This is a genomic window from Millisia brevis NBRC 105863 (genome assembly GCF_001552615.1).
Classification (GTDB): Bacteria; Actinomycetota; Actinomycetes; order Mycobacteriales; family Mycobacteriaceae; genus Millisia; species Millisia brevis.
This window is the reverse complement of sequence record NZ_BCRN01000029.1, coordinates 1-18,625: the sequence shown is the minus strand read 5'-3', so window position 1 is coordinate 18,625 and position 18,625 is coordinate 1. Positions and strand designations below refer to the sequence as shown.

At 69.5% G+C, this 18,625-nt stretch carries 15 protein-coding genes and 1 pseudogene; 11 read left to right on the top strand and 5 right to left on the bottom strand.

Annotation, left to right across the window (positions count from 1 at the left end):
- Positions 1-48 precede the first annotated feature (48 nt).
- The 3 genes and pseudogenes from MB1_RS24025 to MB1_RS24015 all read right to left on the bottom strand — a co-directional run.
- Positions 49-1,488, bottom strand: a pseudogene (locus MB1_RS24025) (MFS transporter); the annotation flags it as partial.
- 46 nt (positions 1,489-1,534) lie between these two features.
- On the bottom strand, positions 1,535-2,950 hold the full coding sequence (locus MB1_RS24020) for a M20/M25/M40 family metallo-hydrolase (RefSeq protein WP_084352602.1): 1,416 nt from the start codon (positions 2,948-2,950) through the stop codon (positions 1,535-1,537).
- On the bottom strand, positions 2,947-4,032 hold the full coding sequence (locus MB1_RS24015) for an ABC transporter permease (protein WP_066913494.1): 1,086 nt from the start codon (positions 4,030-4,032) through the stop codon (positions 2,947-2,949). The genes MB1_RS24020 and MB1_RS24015 overlap by 4 nt, the downstream gene beginning before the upstream one ends.
- Positions 4,033-4,242: 210 nt before the next feature.
- On the opposite strand from MB1_RS24015, the gene MB1_RS26720 reads away from it, so the two are divergent.
- Entirely contained in the window at positions 4,243-5,478 is a 1,236-nt protein-coding gene (locus MB1_RS26720) for a PucR family transcriptional regulator (protein WP_245650347.1), read from the top strand.
- 54 nt (positions 5,479-5,532) lie between these two features.
- Here the strand turns inward: MB1_RS26720 and MB1_RS24005 are convergent, their stop codons facing one another.
- Positions 5,533-6,024, bottom strand: coding sequence for a DUF1269 domain-containing protein (locus MB1_RS24005; protein WP_066913492.1), 492 nt, complete (start codon positions 6,022-6,024; stop codon positions 5,533-5,535).
- Between the two features lie 411 nt (positions 6,025-6,435).
- Between MB1_RS24005 and MB1_RS24000 the strand changes: the two genes are divergently transcribed.
- The 6 genes from MB1_RS24000 (at position 6,436) to clpB (ending at position 14,223) form a co-directional block, all read left to right on the top strand.
- A complete protein-coding gene (locus MB1_RS24000; protein WP_066913490.1) occupies positions 6,436-7,311 on the top strand; it encodes a BON domain-containing protein in 876 nt (291 codons plus the stop codon).
- Between the two features lie 388 nt (positions 7,312-7,699).
- Positions 7,700-9,601 (top strand): molecular chaperone DnaK, encoded by a 1,902-nt coding sequence (dnaK, locus tag MB1_RS23995; protein WP_066913488.1) that lies wholly within the window; start codon positions 7,700-7,702, stop codon positions 9,599-9,601.
- Positions 9,579-10,142: a nucleotide exchange factor GrpE gene (locus MB1_RS23990; protein WP_066913486.1), complete on the top strand. Its 564-nt coding sequence runs from the start codon at positions 9,579-9,581 to the stop codon at positions 10,140-10,142. Before dnaK ends, MB1_RS23990 begins: the two co-directional genes overlap by 23 nt.
- Positions 10,143-10,175: 33 nt before the next feature.
- Positions 10,176-11,147, top strand: coding sequence for a DnaJ C-terminal domain-containing protein (locus tag MB1_RS23985; RefSeq protein ID WP_066913479.1), 972 nt, complete (start codon positions 10,176-10,178; stop codon positions 11,145-11,147).
- The gene (locus MB1_RS23980) at positions 11,144-11,545 is read left to right on the top strand and encodes a chaperone modulator CbpM (RefSeq protein WP_084352598.1); all 402 of its coding nucleotides are present in this window, start codon (positions 11,144-11,146) and stop codon (positions 11,543-11,545) included. Before MB1_RS23985 ends, MB1_RS23980 begins: the two co-directional genes overlap by 4 nt.
- Positions 11,542-14,223: an ATP-dependent chaperone ClpB gene (clpB, locus tag MB1_RS23975; RefSeq protein ID WP_066913477.1), complete on the top strand. Its 2,682-nt coding sequence runs from the start codon at positions 11,542-11,544 to the stop codon at positions 14,221-14,223. The genes MB1_RS23980 and clpB overlap by 4 nt, the downstream gene beginning before the upstream one ends.
- 81 nt (positions 14,224-14,304) lie before the next feature.
- Here clpB and serS read toward each other — a convergent pair whose 3' ends face one another.
- Positions 14,305-15,561: a serine--tRNA ligase gene (serS, locus tag MB1_RS23970; protein WP_066913476.1), complete on the bottom strand. Its 1,257-nt coding sequence runs from the start codon at positions 15,559-15,561 to the stop codon at positions 14,305-14,307.
- Positions 15,562-15,724: 163 nt separating this feature from the next.
- On the opposite strand from serS, the gene MB1_RS23965 reads away from it, so the two are divergent.
- From MB1_RS23965 to MB1_RS23950, 4 genes are all read left to right on the top strand, one after another.
- Positions 15,725-16,843, top strand: a complete 1,119-nt coding sequence (locus tag MB1_RS23965) for a septum formation family protein (RefSeq protein ID WP_066913474.1) — start codon at positions 15,725-15,727, stop codon at positions 16,841-16,843.
- A 1-nt stretch (position 16,844) separates the two neighbouring features.
- Entirely contained in the window at positions 16,845-17,189 is a 345-nt protein-coding gene (locus tag MB1_RS23960; protein ID WP_066913472.1) for a metallopeptidase family protein, read from the top strand.
- 247 nt (positions 17,190-17,436) lie between these two features.
- Positions 17,437-17,757 carry a PE family protein gene (locus tag MB1_RS23955; RefSeq protein ID WP_169801730.1) on the top strand — a complete coding sequence of 107 codons (321 nt, stop codon included), beginning with the start codon at positions 17,437-17,439 and terminating at the stop codon, positions 17,755-17,757.
- On the top strand, positions 17,754-18,625 hold an 872-nt coding region (locus MB1_RS23950; protein WP_066913468.1), incomplete at its 3' end, for a PPE domain-containing protein. The genes MB1_RS23955 and MB1_RS23950, both read left to right, overlap by 4 nt.

Below are 18,625 nucleotides of genomic sequence, written 5' to 3'. Positions count from 1 at the left end.
CCGGGTGATCGTCCGGCCCGGGGCCGCTGTGATCGCCCGGCCCGGGCGGACCGTGGCGTGCACCCGGTCGGTGGCGAGCAACACCGCCGCGGCGAGCAATGCGCTTGCCGCGCAGATCGTCCAGATGGTGAGGTATCCGGACAGCGGCGGCGAGCCGACCCCCGGATCGTCGAGGGAGCCGGTTGCGGTCAGGGCGATCGCGAAGATCGCCGACGCGATGCCGCCGCCGACGGTCTTGCCGGCGTTGGTCATTCCGGTGGCAAACCCCGTCCGATGCTCGGGCGCACTCGCCGCCGCGGCCGCCGGCAGTCCCGCGATCAGAATTCCCGAGCCGATACCGGCCGGCCCGAGATTGAGCAGCACCTGAGCGGTGGTGTCGTGCGATGGGACGAACAGCCCGTAGCCGGCGGCGACCAGCAGTGCGCCCGCCGCCAAGCCACCGCGCGGACCGAACACGCGGGAGACCACCGGCAGCAGCAGGGCCCCGATCACCAGGGTCACCACGTAGGCACCGACCAGCGTCGACACCTCGGCTGCCGAGGCGCCGAGCCCGTACCCCACCGCCTGCGGATCCGCCCGGGCGAAGGTGGACAGCGGGATCTGCGCGCCGAGCACGCTCATCCCGAACAGGAAGGCGGTCAACTGAATCGGCCATTGCGCGCGATCGGCGAGCAGCCGGACATCGATCAGCGGATGAGCGATGCGCAGTTCGACCGCCACCAGTGCGCCGCCGACCGCGATCCCGCCGACCAGCAGCAGCCAGGGCCACGGCGAATCGGGACCCAGCAGGCGGATCACCACCAGTCCCCCCATCACCAGGCCGATCGTCGCGGTCAGCAGCAGCAGCCCGATGACATCGACCGGCGAGCGGTCCGCACCCGGTGTCGGCTCGATCCACAGCAGGATCACCACCAGCGCCAGGGTCACCGCGATCGCCGGCATCGCGAGCAGCATGGTGATCGAAACCGATTGCACCAGAAGTCCACTGGTCACCGCGGCGATGATCACCCCGGTCTCCAGGGCGGCGACCAGCAGCGCCGCCGCCCGCCGCGTCACCCGATCCCGATCGGCCCGGTCGCGGGTGCGGCGGTGGATGATCGCCACCTCGACCGGCAGCCAGACCACATAGGCGCCCTGGACGGCCCACCCGACCAGGAAGGTCCAAAAATTGGGCGCGACAACGAGTATCCACGACCCGATCGCGGTGATCGCCGTGGACAACAGCAGGACGTTGCGGTGGCCCCACCGATCGCCCAAACGGGTCAACACCGCCGCGGCGAGCGCCGAGACCATCAACTGGGCGGCCTCGAACCAGTTGACGTCGCCGTGCGCGATGCCGAGATGGTCGGCGATATCGGTGATGATCGGCGTATAGAACCCCTGCAGAACGCCACTGGCGATCTCGACGGCGATCAGGAAACCGACGATCGTCCACAGCCCGGCACGCGGATACCCGGCCGGACGGCGAGCCTGCGGCGAGTCGGTCATCTCCGACCGCCCGAGCGGGTCCGGGGGACCCCGCCGACCGAGAGGATCATTCGGGAATGCCGCGCAGCAGGGCGATGTACCACTCCACCCCGCGCAGCAGCCCGTCCACGGTGAGGCGTTCGTCGAAGGAATGCACGCTCTCCCGTTGCGCCCGGCTCATCGGGAACGGCGCAAAACGGTAGACGCGGTTGCAGATTCGGGTGAAATGTCGGGAGTCGGTGGCGCCGAGCATCAAATACGGCGACGGCGTTGCCTCGGGAAAGACGGAGTTCGTGAGCTTTTCGAGCAGATCGAAAGCGGGATCGTCCCGATAGGGCGATACCGGGCTCGGCTCGCTGCCGCCGATCACCCGCACCTCGACCCCCGAACCGACCACCCGTCGGACGTGCCGGACCACGCCCGCGATGGTATCCCCGACGACGATGCGGGCGTTGACAATCGCCGAGGCGCTGGCCGCGATCGCGTTCGGAGCGGGGGACCCGGAGATCATCGTGGTCGCCAGACTGGTGCGGGCCATCGCGGACGCCTCCGGTCCCGCCATACCCAGCGCCCGGGTGAACACCGGTGCGAGCGGGCCGTCCACCATGCTCACCGCGCGGCGCATCGGCCCGGACAGCACCGGGATCATCCGCCGCAGCAGCTCTCGGCTCGGCTCCGGCAGGCGCACCGGCATCGAGGCGCGGTCGAGGGCGGCGATGGCCGTCGCCACCCGCACCACCGGACCGTTGCGCGCGGGCGTCGAGGCATGCCCGCCGCGCCCCTCCGCCCGCAGCTCCAGCAGCGCCAACCCCTTCTCGCTGACCCCGATGACCGCCATCGGCGCGGTGATCCCCGGCAGCGCATCGGCGGCGACCGCCCCGCCCTCATCGAGCACGAACCAGGGCCGAACGTCCGCATCCCGCAGGTGATCGACCGCCGCTTCCGCGGTGATCCCCATGACCTCCTCGTCGGACCCGAACGACAGCCAGATATCCCGCTGCGGCACGAAGCCCTCGCCCAGCAGCCGCTCGACCGCCGCGCAGATCGCCACCAGGCAGCCCTTGTCATCCAGGGCGCCGCGGCCCCAGATCGCCGGTCCCTCGGGCGAATCGGCGACCACGCCGGCGAAGGGGGGATATGTCCAGGTCGACCCGTCACCGATCGGCACGACGTCCTGATGGGCCATCAACACCACCGGGTCCGCGTCGGTACGACCCCGCCACCGGAAGAGCAAGGCGTGACCGGCCGGGCGGACCAGGTCGAGCGTGCCGTGCAGCAACGGGAAGTGCTCGGCCAGCGCGGCGTGCAACCGGTCGAACGCGGCCGTCTCCGCGGCGAGCAGGTCCGCACTCGCGTCGGCATCGGTGCCGGCGTCCCGGGCGATGGTGGGCGCGGCGATCGCCGCCCGCAGCGCGCGGACCGTCGGATGATCGACTCCCTCTTCGGAGGCGGAGCGCGAGGGGACGGGTCGATGGTCGGTCATGTGGATTCCTCGGCGATCGCGGGTGTCGGGTCGGGCGCCTTCGGAGGCTCGGACGAACCGGTGCCCTGCCGGATGATTCGCGCGACCACGAAGGCGGTGGTCGCGACCACCAGCCAGATACACAGGACCACGATCGGTTCGGGGTGCACCGCGTCGGGGAAGTAGGCGAGGTCGCGCAGGAGACGCACGGTGGCCCCGATCGGCAGCCACCGTCCCATGAACTCGTAGAACGGCGGCAACAGTTGGGGTGCGACGGCGGCGCCCGACGACGGGTTGGAGACCACCACGAACATCAGCCACGTCGGCAGCAGTGCCCACCGCGCCCCGATGGTCACCCGCCAGAAGCTGTAGACCATGCCGCCGATGAACATGGTGGCCGCGAGGACCAGCCACACCGGCAGCACCGGGAAGGTCTCGAAGCGCATGATCGGGCCGACGACGGTCGCGACCGCCAGGGCGGTGACGGCGCTGCGGATCAGATCCCACATCAGTTCGCCGCGCAAGGTCAATCCCTGTGCGTTGACCCGGGTCTGGATGGCCCCGACGAAACCGACGATCGAGGCGGCGATCGCCAGATAGAAGATCACCAAACCGGACGGATCGCGATCCGACAGCGGGTGGGCGTCGTGCACGGTGAAGGTGACGCCGAGTTGCTGTTCCAGATCGGGCACGGTCTGCTCGATCGCCCGGGCGATCGAATCCCCGGAGGCGCTCGACAGCGTCAGCGTCGCCGTGGTCGGCGAGTCCCGCACGCCGACGGCGTAGATCCGTTGGTGATCGAGGGCGTCCAGCGCGGCGGGCGTGGAATCGAAACGATCCACGGTGAACATCCCCGGATATCGGGAATCCAGGGTGGAGGTGACCTCAGCGATCGTCGCGGGGTCGTCGACGATGCCGATCGGTACGTCGCGCGGGGTGGGATTGGCCATGGCGAGGCTGTACGAGAGCACGAACAGCGACCCCATGATGGCGATGATGATCGTGATGACCAGCGCGGGAAGGTTGGGGCCGGCCCACAGGTGGAGGAATCGGTCCCGCCGAGTCGTCGCGGTGGATGTCGTCGCGGTGGACGTGCCTGCCATGTGCCCGTGCGCTCCTCCCGTGCGTGCCGCCCTGCACGGGACACTACCGACGCCGTCGGTCGCTGCCGAGGGTTCGCCGGGGTACGTTCGATTCGCGGGCTGCGCATTCGGGACCTTCGGCCCCGGGTGTCGTATTCGGCACCTTCGGCCCCGCGATGTCGCCCGCCGGCTGGGACCGGGCTCCCGACGGATCGGACTAGGCTCGCGAAGGTGGAGCCGCGCACACTGCCCGACCTCGAAGGCTGGACCGAACGCCACCTGCCGGATCTGGTCGACGCCGCCTGCGCGACGGCGGGCGAGCGCATTCCGATGTATCGCGACCAGAAGTTGGTCCCGGAAACGGAATTGAAGGTCTCCATCGACCGGAATCTGCGCGCACTGGTGGCCGCCCTGCACGGCTCCGAGCATCGATTCGACCCGGCGATCGCCGTCGACACCGGTCGCGACCGGGCCAGACAGGGGGTGCCGCTGCCGGAGGTTCTGCAGGTCTATCGCATCGGCATCACCACGCTGTGGACGGCGTTGGTCGACTACGTGCACACCCTGGACGACCCGGCCGCGGTAGACGCGCTGTTGGCGGTGACCGGCGTGATGTGGCAGCTGAGCGACCGGCAGGCCAATGCGATCACCGAGGGCTACCGGGAGGCGACCGCCGAACTGCTCGTCGCCCAGCACCGGCGGCGATCGGCCCTGGTCGAGGCGTTGTTGACCGGTCAGCCCGGCCCGGACAGCAGCCCCTGGGAGGCGGCGTCACTGCTGGGGCTGCCGCCGGACGGGTACGTGGTCGTGGTGGCCGCCGATACCCGGGGGATGGCGCAGGAGAGCCTGCCGGGGATCGAGAAGAAGCTGGCCGAGATCGGCGTGGTCTCCGGGTGGCGGCTGGCGCCGACCCAGCAATTCGGGGTCATCTCGCTGCAGATCGACCGGTTCGACCGGGTGCTCGACATCCTGCGTCGCTCCGCCCGTTCGCGGGTGGGCGTCAGCCCGCCCTATCGGCAACTGAGCGAGACCCCTCGGGCGCGCTACCTCGCCCAGGCCGCGCTGTCCGCGATCGCGCCGGGCACCGTCGAGGTCCGCCCCTTCGCCCGCAGCCCGCTCGCGGCGCTGGTGGTTTGCGACCCGTCGGAGGGGCGCCGGCTGGCCCGACAGGTCCTCGGGCGGGTTCTCGATCTGCCCGCGGACGACCGCGCGACCCTATTGGACACCTTCGACGCCTATGTCGCCGAACAGGGGTCGACCGACAAGGCGGCCAAAGTGCTCTACTGCCACCCCAATACCGTCCGCTACCGGCTGCGTCGCCTGCAGGAACTCAGCAGACGCTCCCTGTCGGATCCGTTGGGCGTCGCCGAATTGGCAACGGCCGCCTACTTTGTCCGTCTCAGTCCGATTGCCGACGTCGACTCCGGTTTCGAACCCGAGTCGGCCGACCCCGGCCCACCCGCCTAGCCGCCGGCGGCGGCTGCGATCGGATGGGCCGGATGGCGCGTGCGGGTCGGGCGATCAGTGCGCGCCTTCGAGTTCGCGCTCGAAGTCCTTGGCCTCGAGGCGATCGAGCCGCTTGATCAGGTGCTTGTTCGACGACAGCGCGTCGATGAACTGGTTGTCGAAGGCCTCGGTGCTGATGACGATCAGGTTGGCCTGACCGTCGTCGAGGTATTCGCCGATCTCCTTCAGATCGCTGCGGCTGACGTGGTGCCACAGATGGCCGATCACCCCACCGGCCACCGCACCGATCGCGGCGTCGACGATCAGGGCCGGCGGGAAGAGCACCCCGACCAGCGCCCCGATCGCGGCCCCCGCCCATGCTCCGCGACGGGTCTGCTCATCGTGCCGGTGGACCTCGACCTTGCCGTCCGGGGTCTTGACGATGACGGCGGCATCGTAGGTCTCGATGGCGTCGCCCTTGTACAGAGCCTTGACCACGGCGAGGTCCTCCGTGGCGCCTTCCTCGTTCGGGTAGGTGCCGACATATACGTAAACGGGCTGGGACATCCGCTTTCTCCCCTGTCTGTCGCTGTGTGGTCCGTCGGCCGTGTGGATCGCCTCGACTGTGTGGATCGTCGCGAGGCTCGCCTGTGTGGATCGTGTCGAGGCTCGCCTGTGTGGATCGTGTCGAGGCTCGACGAGCGGGATCGGGCCGACGGTGGGACCGTGCCGGTGGGGGCCGTGAAAGAGATTCCGGCGCAACACCATGTACGGTTCGGCCGTGCCCGCTCGACGGTACCGGCGCTGCGCGGGCCGGGTGGCGGGTCATGTCACCCGAACAATGGACTCTGTGCGGCTCGACAATGTTGATCGGATCGGCCGACGATCCGGGTATCGCACCGGGTGAACGTGGCACCGTGGAGAGCATCCCTCGACGTGCTCCACAGAAGTGCTCCACCGTGGAAGGTGGTACGTGCCATGGCCGACGACCTCCAAGGCGCCGTATGTGCCGAACTCGAATGGGACCCGGCGGTCGACACCAGTCGGGTCCGGGTTGACGTGCGCGGGACCCGGGTGGTGCTGGCCGGCGCGGGCAACTCCTACGCCGAAAAATGCCGCGTGGTCGGTAGCGTTCGGGCGATTCGGGGAGTGGACGAGGTCCTCGACGACCTGACCGTCGAAGTCCTCGACGAGGATCGGTGCTCCGACGCGTTGCTGCTCGAAACCGTGCGGGTGGCGCTGCGGCTCAATGTCCTGGTGGCCTCGTCGATCGAGGTCCGCGTGGGGGACGGCTGGGTTACGCTGCTCGGCACGGTCGCCGCGCGCTATCAGCGGGACGAGGCCGAACGAACGGTGAGACGGGTCCGCGGGGTGCGCGGATTGACCTCCGAGGTGACGGTCGCCCCCTTCGAATCGCGGACCGCCCTGCTCGACCCCGCTCCCGCCATCGCCGCGGCGATTCGCCGCCGCCGGGATGTCCGGGCCGATGAGGTGACGATCGTCGCGAACGGCGAGATCGTCACCGTCGCCGGGACTGTCGAGTCCGATCACCAGCGTGCGGCGGTCCTCGAGACCGCGTGGAAGGCCCCCGGAGTTGTCGGCGTGATCGATCGATTGGGTGTCCGGAACGCCGGTGGGCCCGCGGCCGGTGCGCCGGACCTCGACCCGACGGAGGGCAGTGCGAGTCGGCGGGCGTGCGGGCGCCTCGGCCGGCTCGCCGAGCAGTTGCGCGCCGACGTCGACGAGGTGTCCGAAATCCGGACCAGGGTACTGTTCGTCACCACCGCGGATCTGCTGCTCGCCCTGCGCGAGGCCTTCACCGACGCCGACCTCCGGGAAGGTGTCGGCGACTAGGGCCGGTCCACCCGGTGCCGTTCCCGCGCGCCCACAACCCAATTGTCCGTGCCGACAGGATCGATTGTGGACCCTGGCGCCCACCACCGGGGGCGGGGACAGTGGAGTCAACCGGCCCCTGCACAAGCGACAGGGCATCGACGATTCGCACGACAAAAATTTCGCCACGACAGTGCCGGACATCCGGCGGACGGTCTATGGTGAAGCACAGCGGGTTGTCGAGACGGCGGTACACCACCGCCGCACGAGGTTCTGTCCTGGTCAGATACGAACGCCTTCAACCGTTCTCCTGATCGAGCCGTCCTCGGCTGTCCGCGGCGAAACCATGCAGTGGGGCCGGTACACACATCACCGAGAACGGACACACTCTCCTGAGGGGGGCCACGCAATGGCCAAGGCGGTCGGGATCGACCTGGGAACCACGAATTCCGCGGTAGCTGCGACGATGGAAGGGGGTCGGGCCGAGGTCATCGCCAATGCCGAGGGAGCACGCACCACTCCGTCGGTGGTCGCGTACACCGACGACGGGCAGCGGCTGGTCGGCCAGGTCGCCCGTCGCCAGGCGATCCTCAATCCCGAATCCACCATCTACTCCGCGAAGCGCTTCATCGGCCGCACATACGGCGAGGTGGACGACGAGTCCAAGGCGGTCTCCTATCCGGTTGGCAAGGGAGACAACGACGCCGTCCGCTTCGACATCCGCGGCAAGCACATCGCACCCGAGGAGATATCCGCCCAGGTGCTGCGCAAGCTGGCCGACGACGCGTCGAAGGTGCTCGGCGAGAAGGTGACCGAGGCGGTCATCACCGTTCCGGCATACTTCAACGACACGCAGCGCCAGGCCACCAAGGACGCCGGTCGCATCGCCGGCCTCGAGGTACTGCGCATCATCAACGAGCCCACGGCCGCCGCGCTGGCCTACGGTCTCGAGAAGAAGGGCAACGAGACCGTCCTGGTCTACGACCTCGGCGGCGGTACCTTCGATGTCTCGGTCCTCGACGTCGGTGACGGCGTGGTCGAGGTGCGTGCCACCAGCGGCGACGGCCACCTCGGCGGTGACGACTTCGACAAGCGTGTCGCGGACTGGCTGGCCGACGAGTTCCAAAAGGAACAGGGCGTCGACCTGCGCAAGGATCCCCAGGCCCTGCAGCGGCTCTACGAGGCCGCCGAGAAGGCGAAGGTCGAACTGTCGCAGACCACTTCGACGACGATCAACCTGCCGTTCATCACCGCGGACGCCTCCGGGCCGAAGCATCTGAACGTCACGCTGTCCCGCTCGAAGTTCGACCAGTTGACCAAGGATCTCGTCGACCGCACCAAGGCGCCGGTCGAGCAGGCCCTCAAGGACGCGCAGTTGACCGCGAACGATATCGACGAGGTCATCCTGGTGGGCGGCTCGACGCGTATCCCGGCGGTCCAGGAACTGGTGCGTCGCCTGACCGGCGGCAAGGACCCGAATATGACCGTCAACCCGGACGAGGTTGTCGCGATCGGTGCCGCGCTGCAGGCCGGCGTGCTCAAGGGCGAGGTCGAGGACGTCGTCCTGCTCGACGTCACCCCGCTGTCCCTCGGTCTCGAGACCATGGGCGGCGTGATGACCAAGGTGATCGAGCGCAACACCACGATCCCCGCCCGCCGGTCGGAGACCTTCTCCACCGCCGAGGACAACCAGACCGCGGTCGACATCGTCGTCCTGCAGGGCGAGCGCGAAATGGCCGCGGACAACCGGCAATTGGCGCGCTTCCGACTCGAGGGGATCCGCCCGGCGCAGCGTGGCCGGCCGCAGATCGAGGTCACCTTCGACACCGATGCCAACGGCATCCTGGCGGTGTCGGCCAAGGACAAGGACACCGGCGCCGAGCAGAAGGTCGAGATCAGCGAGTCGGCGAACCTGCTCAAGGACGAGATAGACCGGATGGTCTCCGAGGCGGAGAGCAATAGTGCCGAGGACAAGCGGCGTCGCGAGGCCGCGGACGCCCGCAACGAACTCGACTCGGTGACCTACGCGGCCCAGCAGTTGTTCGAGGAACTGCAGGACAACCTGCCGGTCCACGAGAAGGCGCGCGCGGAGCAGCAGATCGCCGACGCCAAGCAGGCCTACAACGACAATGCGCCGCTCGATCGGGTGAAGGCCCAGATCGCCGAGATGCAACAGTTGGCGCAGAGTCTTCCCGTGGCCGCCCGCAGCCACGCCGGTGCCACGGCGGGTGCCCGCGGCACCGGGGCGGCGGGGTCCGCCGGTGGAGGTTCCGACGACGAGGTTGTCGATGCCGAGTTCACCCGCGACTGAGGGCAGGGATCGGTCCGACGCCGATCGGCGGCCGGACTCCGAGGCGGACGCCGGCGCGTCCGCCTCGGAGGCGATTGCCGCCGACACGGCCGATGCGGAGGTGGTGGCCCTGCGCGACGAGGTCGCCGATCTGCGCGACCGGTTGCTGCGCGCCCGCGCCGATCTGGAGAACTACCGTCGCCGCACCGCCGAGGAGGGCGACCGGCGCGCCGAACAGGCCAAACGCGGACAGCTGCGCGAGTGGCTGGATGCGGTCGACAGCGTCGAGCGGGCGCTGACGATCCAGCCGGACGATGCCGGGCTCAAAGCCGTCCTGGAACAGATGAACAACATCCTGTCGCGCAACGGAATTCAACGCGTAGCAGGCAAGGGGTCGACCTTCGATCCGCGGGTTCACGAGGCGATCGCCGCGGTACCGGCGCCGGGCGCCCCGGACCGCAGCATCATCGAGGTCGCCCGATCGGGCTTCGAGACCGCCGGTGGCGACGTCCTGCGCGAAGCTCAGGTTGTGGTTGCGAAGAATCCGAACGGATCGACCTGATGGCGGTAACGACGTAATGGTGGTGGCGAAGTAATGGCGGTCGGGTACCGGGACTACTACGAGACGCTGGGCGTCGCACGGGACGCCACCGAGAACGAGATTCGCGCCGCCTACCGAAAGTTGGCCCGGGAGAACCACCCTGACGTCAACAAGGATCCGGAGGCCGAGGATCGGTTCAAGGACATCTCGGAGGCCTACGAGGTGCTCCGCGATGCCGACAAGCGCAAGGCCTACGACCAGTTCGGCGCCAATTGGCGCGCCGGGCAGGATGTATCCAGTGCATCCGGGTTCGGACGCGAAGGATATGGGGGCACCGGCTACGGCGGGGGCGGCTTCGGCGGTCCCGGCCAGGGAGGTGCGCAGTTCGACTTCGGTGACGGGGGAGCCGATTTCAGCGACTTCTTCGAGAGCATGTTCGGCGGGCGTGCGGCGGCCGGAGGCGGTGCACGGCGGGCCGGTTATGCGTCGATGCCGATGCGTGGCCCGGACTACGAGGCGACCCTCGACCTCACCCTCGAGGAGGCCGCCGCGGGAGGCAAGCGGCCGTTGGCCTTCGCCGACGGCAAGAGCTACGACGTCGCCATCCCGGTCGGGGTCCGCGACGGTCAGCGCATCCGGCTCGCCGGTGAGGGCGGCGAGGGATCCGACGGTGGCCCACCCGGTGACCTGTTCCTGCGGGTACACCTGCTGCCGCACCGGACCTTCAAGGTCGATGGGCAGAACCTGACCGTCGACCTGCCGATCTCGCCGTCCGAGGCCGCGCTGGGCACCAAGGTTCCGGTGCCGACACTGAACGGTTCGGCGACGGTACGCATCCCGGCCGGCACGTCGAGCGGGCGCAAGCTGCGCCTGCGGGGCGAGGGGCTGCCCACCGGGCGCTCCGAGGAGCGTGGCGACCTGATCGCCGCGGTCAAGATCGTGGTGCCCAAGGAGCTGAGCGACGCCGAGCGCGACCTGTACGAGCAGCTCGCCGCCGTCACCAAGGACCCGAGGGGAAGTCGATGACCACCGACGAGACCGGCTCCCGCCGATACGTTCTGGCCGTGCGTACCACCGATGCGAGCGGATATCCGTTGGTGGAGATCGACGCGATCGCCACCGACTCCGGTCTGCATCCGGACCTGGTCGTGCGATTGATCGCCCTCGGAGCAGTCGAGGCAGCCGGGGGGACTCGATCGGCGCCGCTGTTCCCGGCGGATACCGCCGCCCGCCTGGCTCGGATCGTGCGGCTGCGCCGGGATCTCGGGCTCAACTACGCCGGTGCGCTGCTCGCCACCGACCTGCTCTCCCGTATCGAGGCGCTCGAGGACATCCTCGAGGGACTCGACGCCTTGCCCGCGCGGCCGGCATCGCCCGCGCGGCCGACGTCCTCGGTCGGGATCGTGATACGGAGGCGCAGATGACCGTCCCGGACCAGTTCACCGAGAAGGCCGGCCAGGCGATCCACGACGCGCAGACGATCGCCCTGCGCCACAACCACCCCGACCTCACCGTCGAGCAACTGCTGCTCGCGTTGGTCGACCAGCGCGACGGTCTGGTCCCCCGACTGCTCGAACGGGTCGGGGCCGATGTTCCGGCCCTGCGCGGCAGGCTCGAGGACTATCTGAGCCGGCAACCGCGGGTCAGCGGCGCCGGTGCCGACGCGAGCGCGATACGACCGTCCCGGGCGCTCGGCGAGGTTCTCGCCGTCGCCGGGCAGGAAGCCGAACATCTGCGCGACGAGTACATCTCCGTCGAGCATCTGTTGTTGGCGATCATTCACTCCGGTTCCCGGACGACGGCAGGGCGCCTGCTCGCCGACAGCGGCGTCACCCGGGAAGCGGTTCTGCAGGCCATGTCTCAGGTGCGAGGGAGTCAGCGAGTGACCAGCGCAAATCCGGAAGCGTCCTACGAGGCGCTGGAAAAGTACGGCCGCGATCTGGTGGTCGCCGCCCGCGAGGGCAAGCTCGACCCGGTGATCGGCCGCGACGCCGAGATCCGCCGGGTCATCCAGATCCTGTCCCGCAAGACCAAGAACAACCCGGTGCTGATCGGCGAACCCGGCGTCGGCAAGACCGCGATCGTCGAAGGTCTCGCCGCCCGCATCGTGCGCTCCGATGTCCCGGAAGGACTGCGGGACAAGACGATCTTTGCCCTCGACATGGGTTCGCTGGTCGCCGGCGCGAAGTACCGCGGCGAATTCGAAGAGCGGCTCAAAGCGGTCCTCGACGAGGTCAAGAATGCCGACGGCCGCATCCTGCTGTTCATCGACGAACTGCATACCGTTGTCGGCGCCGGCAAGTCCGACGGGGCGATGGACGCCGGCAATATGCTCAAGCCGATGCTGGCCCGCGGCGAACTGCACTGCATCGGTGCGACCACCCTCGACGAGTACCGGCAGTACATCGAGAAGGACCCCGCCCTCGAACGGCGCTTCCAGCCGGTGACGGTCGACCAGCCGACCGTCGAGGACACCATCTCGATCCTGCGCGGCCTCAAGGAGCGCTTCGAGGTCCACCACGGCGTGCGGATCACCGACGCCGCCCTCGTCGCCGCCGCGATCCTCTCGCACCGCTATATCGGCGACCGCTTCCTGCCCGACAAGGCGATCGACCTCGTCGACGAGGCCTGCGCGGTCGTGCGCACCGAAATCGACTCCATGCCCGCCGAACTGGACCAGATCACCCGGCGGCTCATGCAGCTCGAGATCGAACAGGCGGCGCTGAAGAAGGAGACCGACGAGGCGTCGAAGGATCGGCTCGCGACGATCACCAAGGAGGTCGCCGAGCTGCGCTCCCAGTCCGACGCGATGAGCGCCCAGTGGGAGAGCGAGCGGCGCGGCATCCGCAAGCTGCAGGACCTGCGCACCGAGATCGAGCAGATGCGCCGCGATATCGAAGCCGCCGAACAGGATTACGACCTGAACAAGGCCGCCGAACTCAAGCACGGTCGGCTGCCCGCGCTCGAACGCCGACTCGCCGGCGAGGAGGCCCTGCTCGACACCAAGGGCGGCGGAGACGGCGCCAATCGGCTACTGCGCGAAGAGGTTACCGCCGACGAGATCACCGAGATCGTCGCCCGCTGGACCGGCATTCCGGTCGACCGGTTACAGGAGGGGGAGCGCAGCAAACTGCTCAAGCTCGACCAGACCCTCGCCGAGCGGGTGATCGGTCAGCAGGACGCGGTCAACCTGGTGGCCGACGCGGTGATCCGCGCACGTTCCGGCGTCAAGGATCCGCGCCGCCCGATCGGCTCGTTCCTCTTCCTGGGGCCCACCGGCGTCGGCAAGACCGAACTCGCTCGGGCGTTGGCGTCCAACCTCTTCGACTCCGAGGACAATATCGTGCGCCTCGACATGTCCGAGTACCAGGAGCGGCACACGGTCAGCCGGCTGACCGGCGCCCCGCCCGGATACGTCGGCTACGAGGAGGGCGGCCAGCTGACCGAGGCGGTGCGCCGCAAGCCCTACTCGGTGGTGCTCTTCGACGAGATCGAGAAGGCCCACCCGGACGTGTTCAACACCCTGCTGCAGATCCTCGACGACGGCCGCCTCACCGATTCGCAGGGCCGCACCGTCGACTTCCGCAATACGGTGATCATCATGACCTCGAATATCGGGTCGCACTATCTGCTCGACGGCGTCGGCCCGGACGGTGAGATCACCGAGAAGGCGCGCGATCAGGTGATGACGGAGCTGCGGGGCCACTTCCGGCCGGAGTTCCTCAACCGCATCGACGACATCATTCTGTTCCGCCCGCTCGCGCTGCCGGAGATCGAGAAGATCGTCGAGCTGATGGTCGGCGATCTGCGCAATCGGCTGGCCGAACGGCGCATGACGCTCGAGCTCACCGACTCCGGTCGGAAGCTGATCGCGCAGGAGGGTTTCGACTCCGTCTACGGCGCCCGCCCGCTGCGCCGCTTCATCACCCACGAGGTGGAGACCCGCATCGGCCGCGCGCTGCTGTCCGGCGACCTCGCCGACGGCGCCACCATCATCCTCGACGCGCCCGAGGGGGAGTTGGTGGTGCGTTGGACCAACGCCGGGGACAAGAAGCCCGCGGATTCCGACGATCGGGAGCCGGAGTTGGCCGGCGCCGGGTAGTAGGTGTGGAAAGTCCAACGAATACGGCCCGCGGACACGCTATTCGTGTCCGCGGGCCGTATTCGTCAGGATTTCCACACCCTACTTCGGTTCGAGGACCTCGGTGCCGACGAAGGGGACCAGCGCCTTCGGGACCACCACCGAGCCGTCCGGCTGCTGGTGGTTTTCGAGGATCGCGACGATCCAGCGGGTGGTGGCCAGGGTGCCGTTGAGGGTGGCGGCCGGCCGCGGCTTGCCGTTCTCGTCGCGGTAGCGCACCTGCAGGCGGCGGGCCTGGAAGGTGGTGCAGTTCGACGTCGAGGTCAGCTCGCGGTAGGTGTTCTGGGTGGGAACCCAGGCCTCGCAGTCGAATTTGCGTGCCGCCGAGGAGCCGAGGTCGCCGCCGGCGATGTCGATCACCCGGTAGGGCAGCTCGACGAGGGCCAGCATCTCCTTCTCCCAGCCCAGCAGGCGTCGATGCTCGGCGACCGCGTCCTCCGGACGCGCGTAGACGAACATCTCGACCTTGTCGAACTGGTGGACCCGGATGATGCCGCGGGTGTCCTTGCCGTAGCTGCCGGCCTCGCGCCGGAAGCACGACGACCAGCCCGCGTACCGCTTCGGTCCTTCGGACAGATCGAGGATCTCGCCGCTGTGGTAGCCGGCCAGCGGCACCTCGGAGGTGCCGACGAGGTAGAGGTCGTCCTGCTCGAGGTGATAGATCTCGTCCGAGTGGGCGCCGAGGAAGCCGGTACCGGCCATGATCTCCGGGCGCACCAGCACCGGCGGGATCATCATCGAGAAGCCGTTGGCCACCGCGCGCTGCGCCGCCAATTGCAGCAGACCCAACTGCAGCAGGGCGCCGTAGCCGGTCATGAAGTAGAAGCGCGAGCCGGACACCTTGGCGCCGCGCTCGGTGTCGATCAGGCCGAGCGATTCGCCGAGCTCGAGGTGGTCGCGCGGGTTGTCGATCGGCTTCGGGGTGCCGACGGTCTCGAGGACCACGAAGTCGTCCTCGCCGCCGGCGGGAACGCCGTCCTCGATGATGTTGGAGATCGACCGCAGCACGGTGTCGTAGCGCTGCTCGGCGGCATCGCGCTGTGCGTCGGCCGCCTTGACCCGCGTCGAGAGTTCACCGGCATGTTCGAGCAGGGCCGGGCGCTCCTCGGGGCTCGCCTTGCCGATCTGCTTGCTGAAGGTCTTCTGTTCGGAACGCAGGTCGTCGGCCTCGAGGATGGCGGCGCGGCGCTCGTTGTCGGCGGCCAGCAGGGCGTCCACCAGGGCGGGATCCTCACCGCGGGCGAGCTGGGAGGCGCGGACCCGATCGGGATCCTCTCGCACGATTTTCAGGTCGATCACTTTCGACACACTACAAGCCGCCGGTCGCGGCTCCCGAGGCGGCGTGAGCCCCGCGGGGAGGTCGTGGAGGAGCGGGAGAGCCGGCCGGTATCGGCGACTCGCCGGTCGCGCGATCGGAGCCGCCGAATACCCATCGGCGGGCCACGGTGCATCATGGGAGGCGATGTCACGCTCCGCTACCGACACGTCAGCGTCCGACGAGTCGAACGATACCCCCGCGCCGGCGGTCGACGGCGACCCCGGGCGACGACGCACCCTCAGCGCGTCCTCCGCCCGCCGGTTGCTGATCCTGTTGGCGATCGGTGCCCTCGTCGGCGGCGCCCTGGCGGTGGTGATCGTCGATCGCTCCGACGGCGGTGAGGTCCGCATCGGCCATGCCGCGGCGGAGGAGAGCGCGACGATCTCGTCGACCAGCTTCGGGCAGGCCGATCCCGGCACCTGTCTGCAGTGGACGCCCTCGGACGATCCGACGCTCGATCGCACCGACATCGCCGCCGTCGACTGCACCTCGCCGCACCGCTTCGAAGTGGCCGCGGACGTCGACCTGTCGGTCTTTCCCGGTCGTGAACTCGGCCCGACCGCCCCGTATCCGGGCCAGGAGCGGTTCGCGATGTGGCGCGACGAGCAGTGCGGAACCGCGGTGCGCAATTACCTCGGCGGGAAGTTCGATCCGACCGGGCGTTACAGCATCGGCATGATGTACCCGTCGTCCGCGGATTGGGACGCCGGCGTGCGCCGCCTGCGCTGCGGCGTGCAGGTCGTCGAACTACCCGGTGTCCCGCTCGAGACCACCGGCAGCGTGCGCGACCAGGACCAGTCGATCAACTGGCCGGCCGGCACCTGCATCGGCGTCGCCAACGGTGAGCCGACCGTTCCGGTCGACTGCTCGACCGGGCACGCCTTCGAGGTGATCTCCGTGGTCGACCTGGCCACCCGATTCAGCGACGGCACCTTCCCGGCGGTCACCGACCAGGATCAGTACCTCGAGGACACCTGCACCCAGGCGGCCACCGAGTATCTCGGCTCGCCGGACGCACTGCGGGACAAGACGTTGACCCTGTTCTGGGAGAACGTCGACGTGTCGAGTTGGCTGGCCGGCAGCCGGCAGGTCGGCTGCATGCTCGGCAAGGAGGGCGACGGCACGTTCGCCACCATCGTCGGGTCGGCCACCGGTGACATCACCATCGACGGGCAGGCGCCCGTGCCGCCGCCGCCGCTCGGCGAGGGCCGCCGCCAGCCGGTACCGCTTCCCGGTGCCGCACCCTTCGAACCGGGCAACTGACATGGCGATCCACATGACCGACGCCGAGTTCGACGACGCGGTCGGCGATGCGCTCGACACCGTTCCGGAGGAGATCACCGACCGGATGGAGAATGTGGTGATCCTCGTCGAGGACGAGCACCCCACCGAGGATCTGCTCGGTCTCTACGAGGGCATCGCGCTCACCGACCGGTACGAATACTCCGGGGCTCTGCCCGACGTGATCACGATCTACCGGCGGCCGATCCTGGCGATGGTGGCCTCCCGCGAGGAGGCTCTGCGGCAGATCGCGATCACGGTGGTCCACGAGATCGGACACCATTTCGGCATCGACGACGGTCGGCTGCACGAACTCGGCTACGGCTGACCCCCGCTCGACCACTCGGCTCGACCACTCGGCTCGACCACTCGGCTCGACCAGCCCGCTCGTCAACCTCGGCCCGATCGGCCCCGCTCGGCGGCGGCGCCTTGCCGAGCCTCCCCGCTCACCGCATCCGATCCGGATTCGCATCGGATTCGGTGGAACCGATCGGCGACCGGCCGCGTCAAATGTGACGGATCGCCCGCCTGATCGGGCCGTCCGGTCACAGTCGATCGAGCCGGGGGTAATGCGCATGACCAGCGGAGTAGTTGTCGATCCCGACGCCCTGCGGAGGGCCGCCGCGCAGCTCGACGCTGCCGCGACCCTGCTGGAATCGGTGACCGGGGCGCAGTCGTCGCTGCTCGCGCCCCCGCCGGCCGGCGCGGAGGAGGTATCGCAGTTCGCGGCACGCTACTTCTCGGTCGCCGCCCGCTCGCACGAGCGCGATACCGCCGCGGCGATCGCCGAATTGCGCGAGACCGGTGCCGTCCTGCGCCGTGAGGCCGACGACTACGCGAGCACCGACGGTGCCGCGGCATCCGCGCTCGGTGGCCCGGGCGGGGTGACCCTGTGACCGCCGGGCCCACCGGCGTCGTGTGGATCGGGCGCCCGGCCGAGGTCAATTCCACCCGCCTGGTCACAGGCGCCGGGCCGGTACCGCTCGGCGCGGCGGCGACCGCCTGGGGCGCGGTATCCGCCGCGCACGCCGAGGTCGCCGCGATCGTCTCCAAGGTCGTCGTCGACCTCGCACCCGCGTGGCTGGGCGGCGCCGCCGCGACGGCGTCGGGTCGGCTGGTGGCCTTCGGGGCCCACGCACAGGGGGATGCCGCGACGGCCGCCGAGGTCGCGGCGCGTGCGGGCAGTCAGATGACCGCCTTCACTGCCGCCTGCATGGCGATGCCGACATTGCTCGAGATCGCCGCCGCCAAGGCCGCAAAGGTGGCCGCCGTGGCCGCCGGACCGGCGGCGCCCGGCGCGGTCGCCGCCGCGGAGGCGACCGAACGGGCCCTCGACCTGCGCGCGGCCGCCGCGATGGAGGCCTACGAAGCCGCCTCCGCGCACCTGGTCGCCCAGACCACCTTTCAGACCCCGCCCGCGGTCTCGGCCGACTCCGCGTCCGCCGCGGCGACGGTCGACGCGGTCGACGGTGAGGTCGCGGACGTGCGATTCGCCGACGGTGGCGCCGGTGGTGAGGGGGCGATCCCGGCATCGACGGTGGCCACCGCGGCCGAAGGGGTCGCAGCGGCCGCCGGCGCCGCGGTGCGGATCGGTTCGGCGGTGGTCGGCGGGGTGATCGGCGCGGCCTCCGATGTGGGCGCGGCCGCCGGGCAGGCGATCGCCTCGGCGGGATCGACGGCGGGTTCCGGGGCGGGTATGGGCGCCGTCGGTGCCGGGGCGGCCGGTCTCGGCGCCGCCGCTGCCGCGGGCTCGGCCGGCGCGGG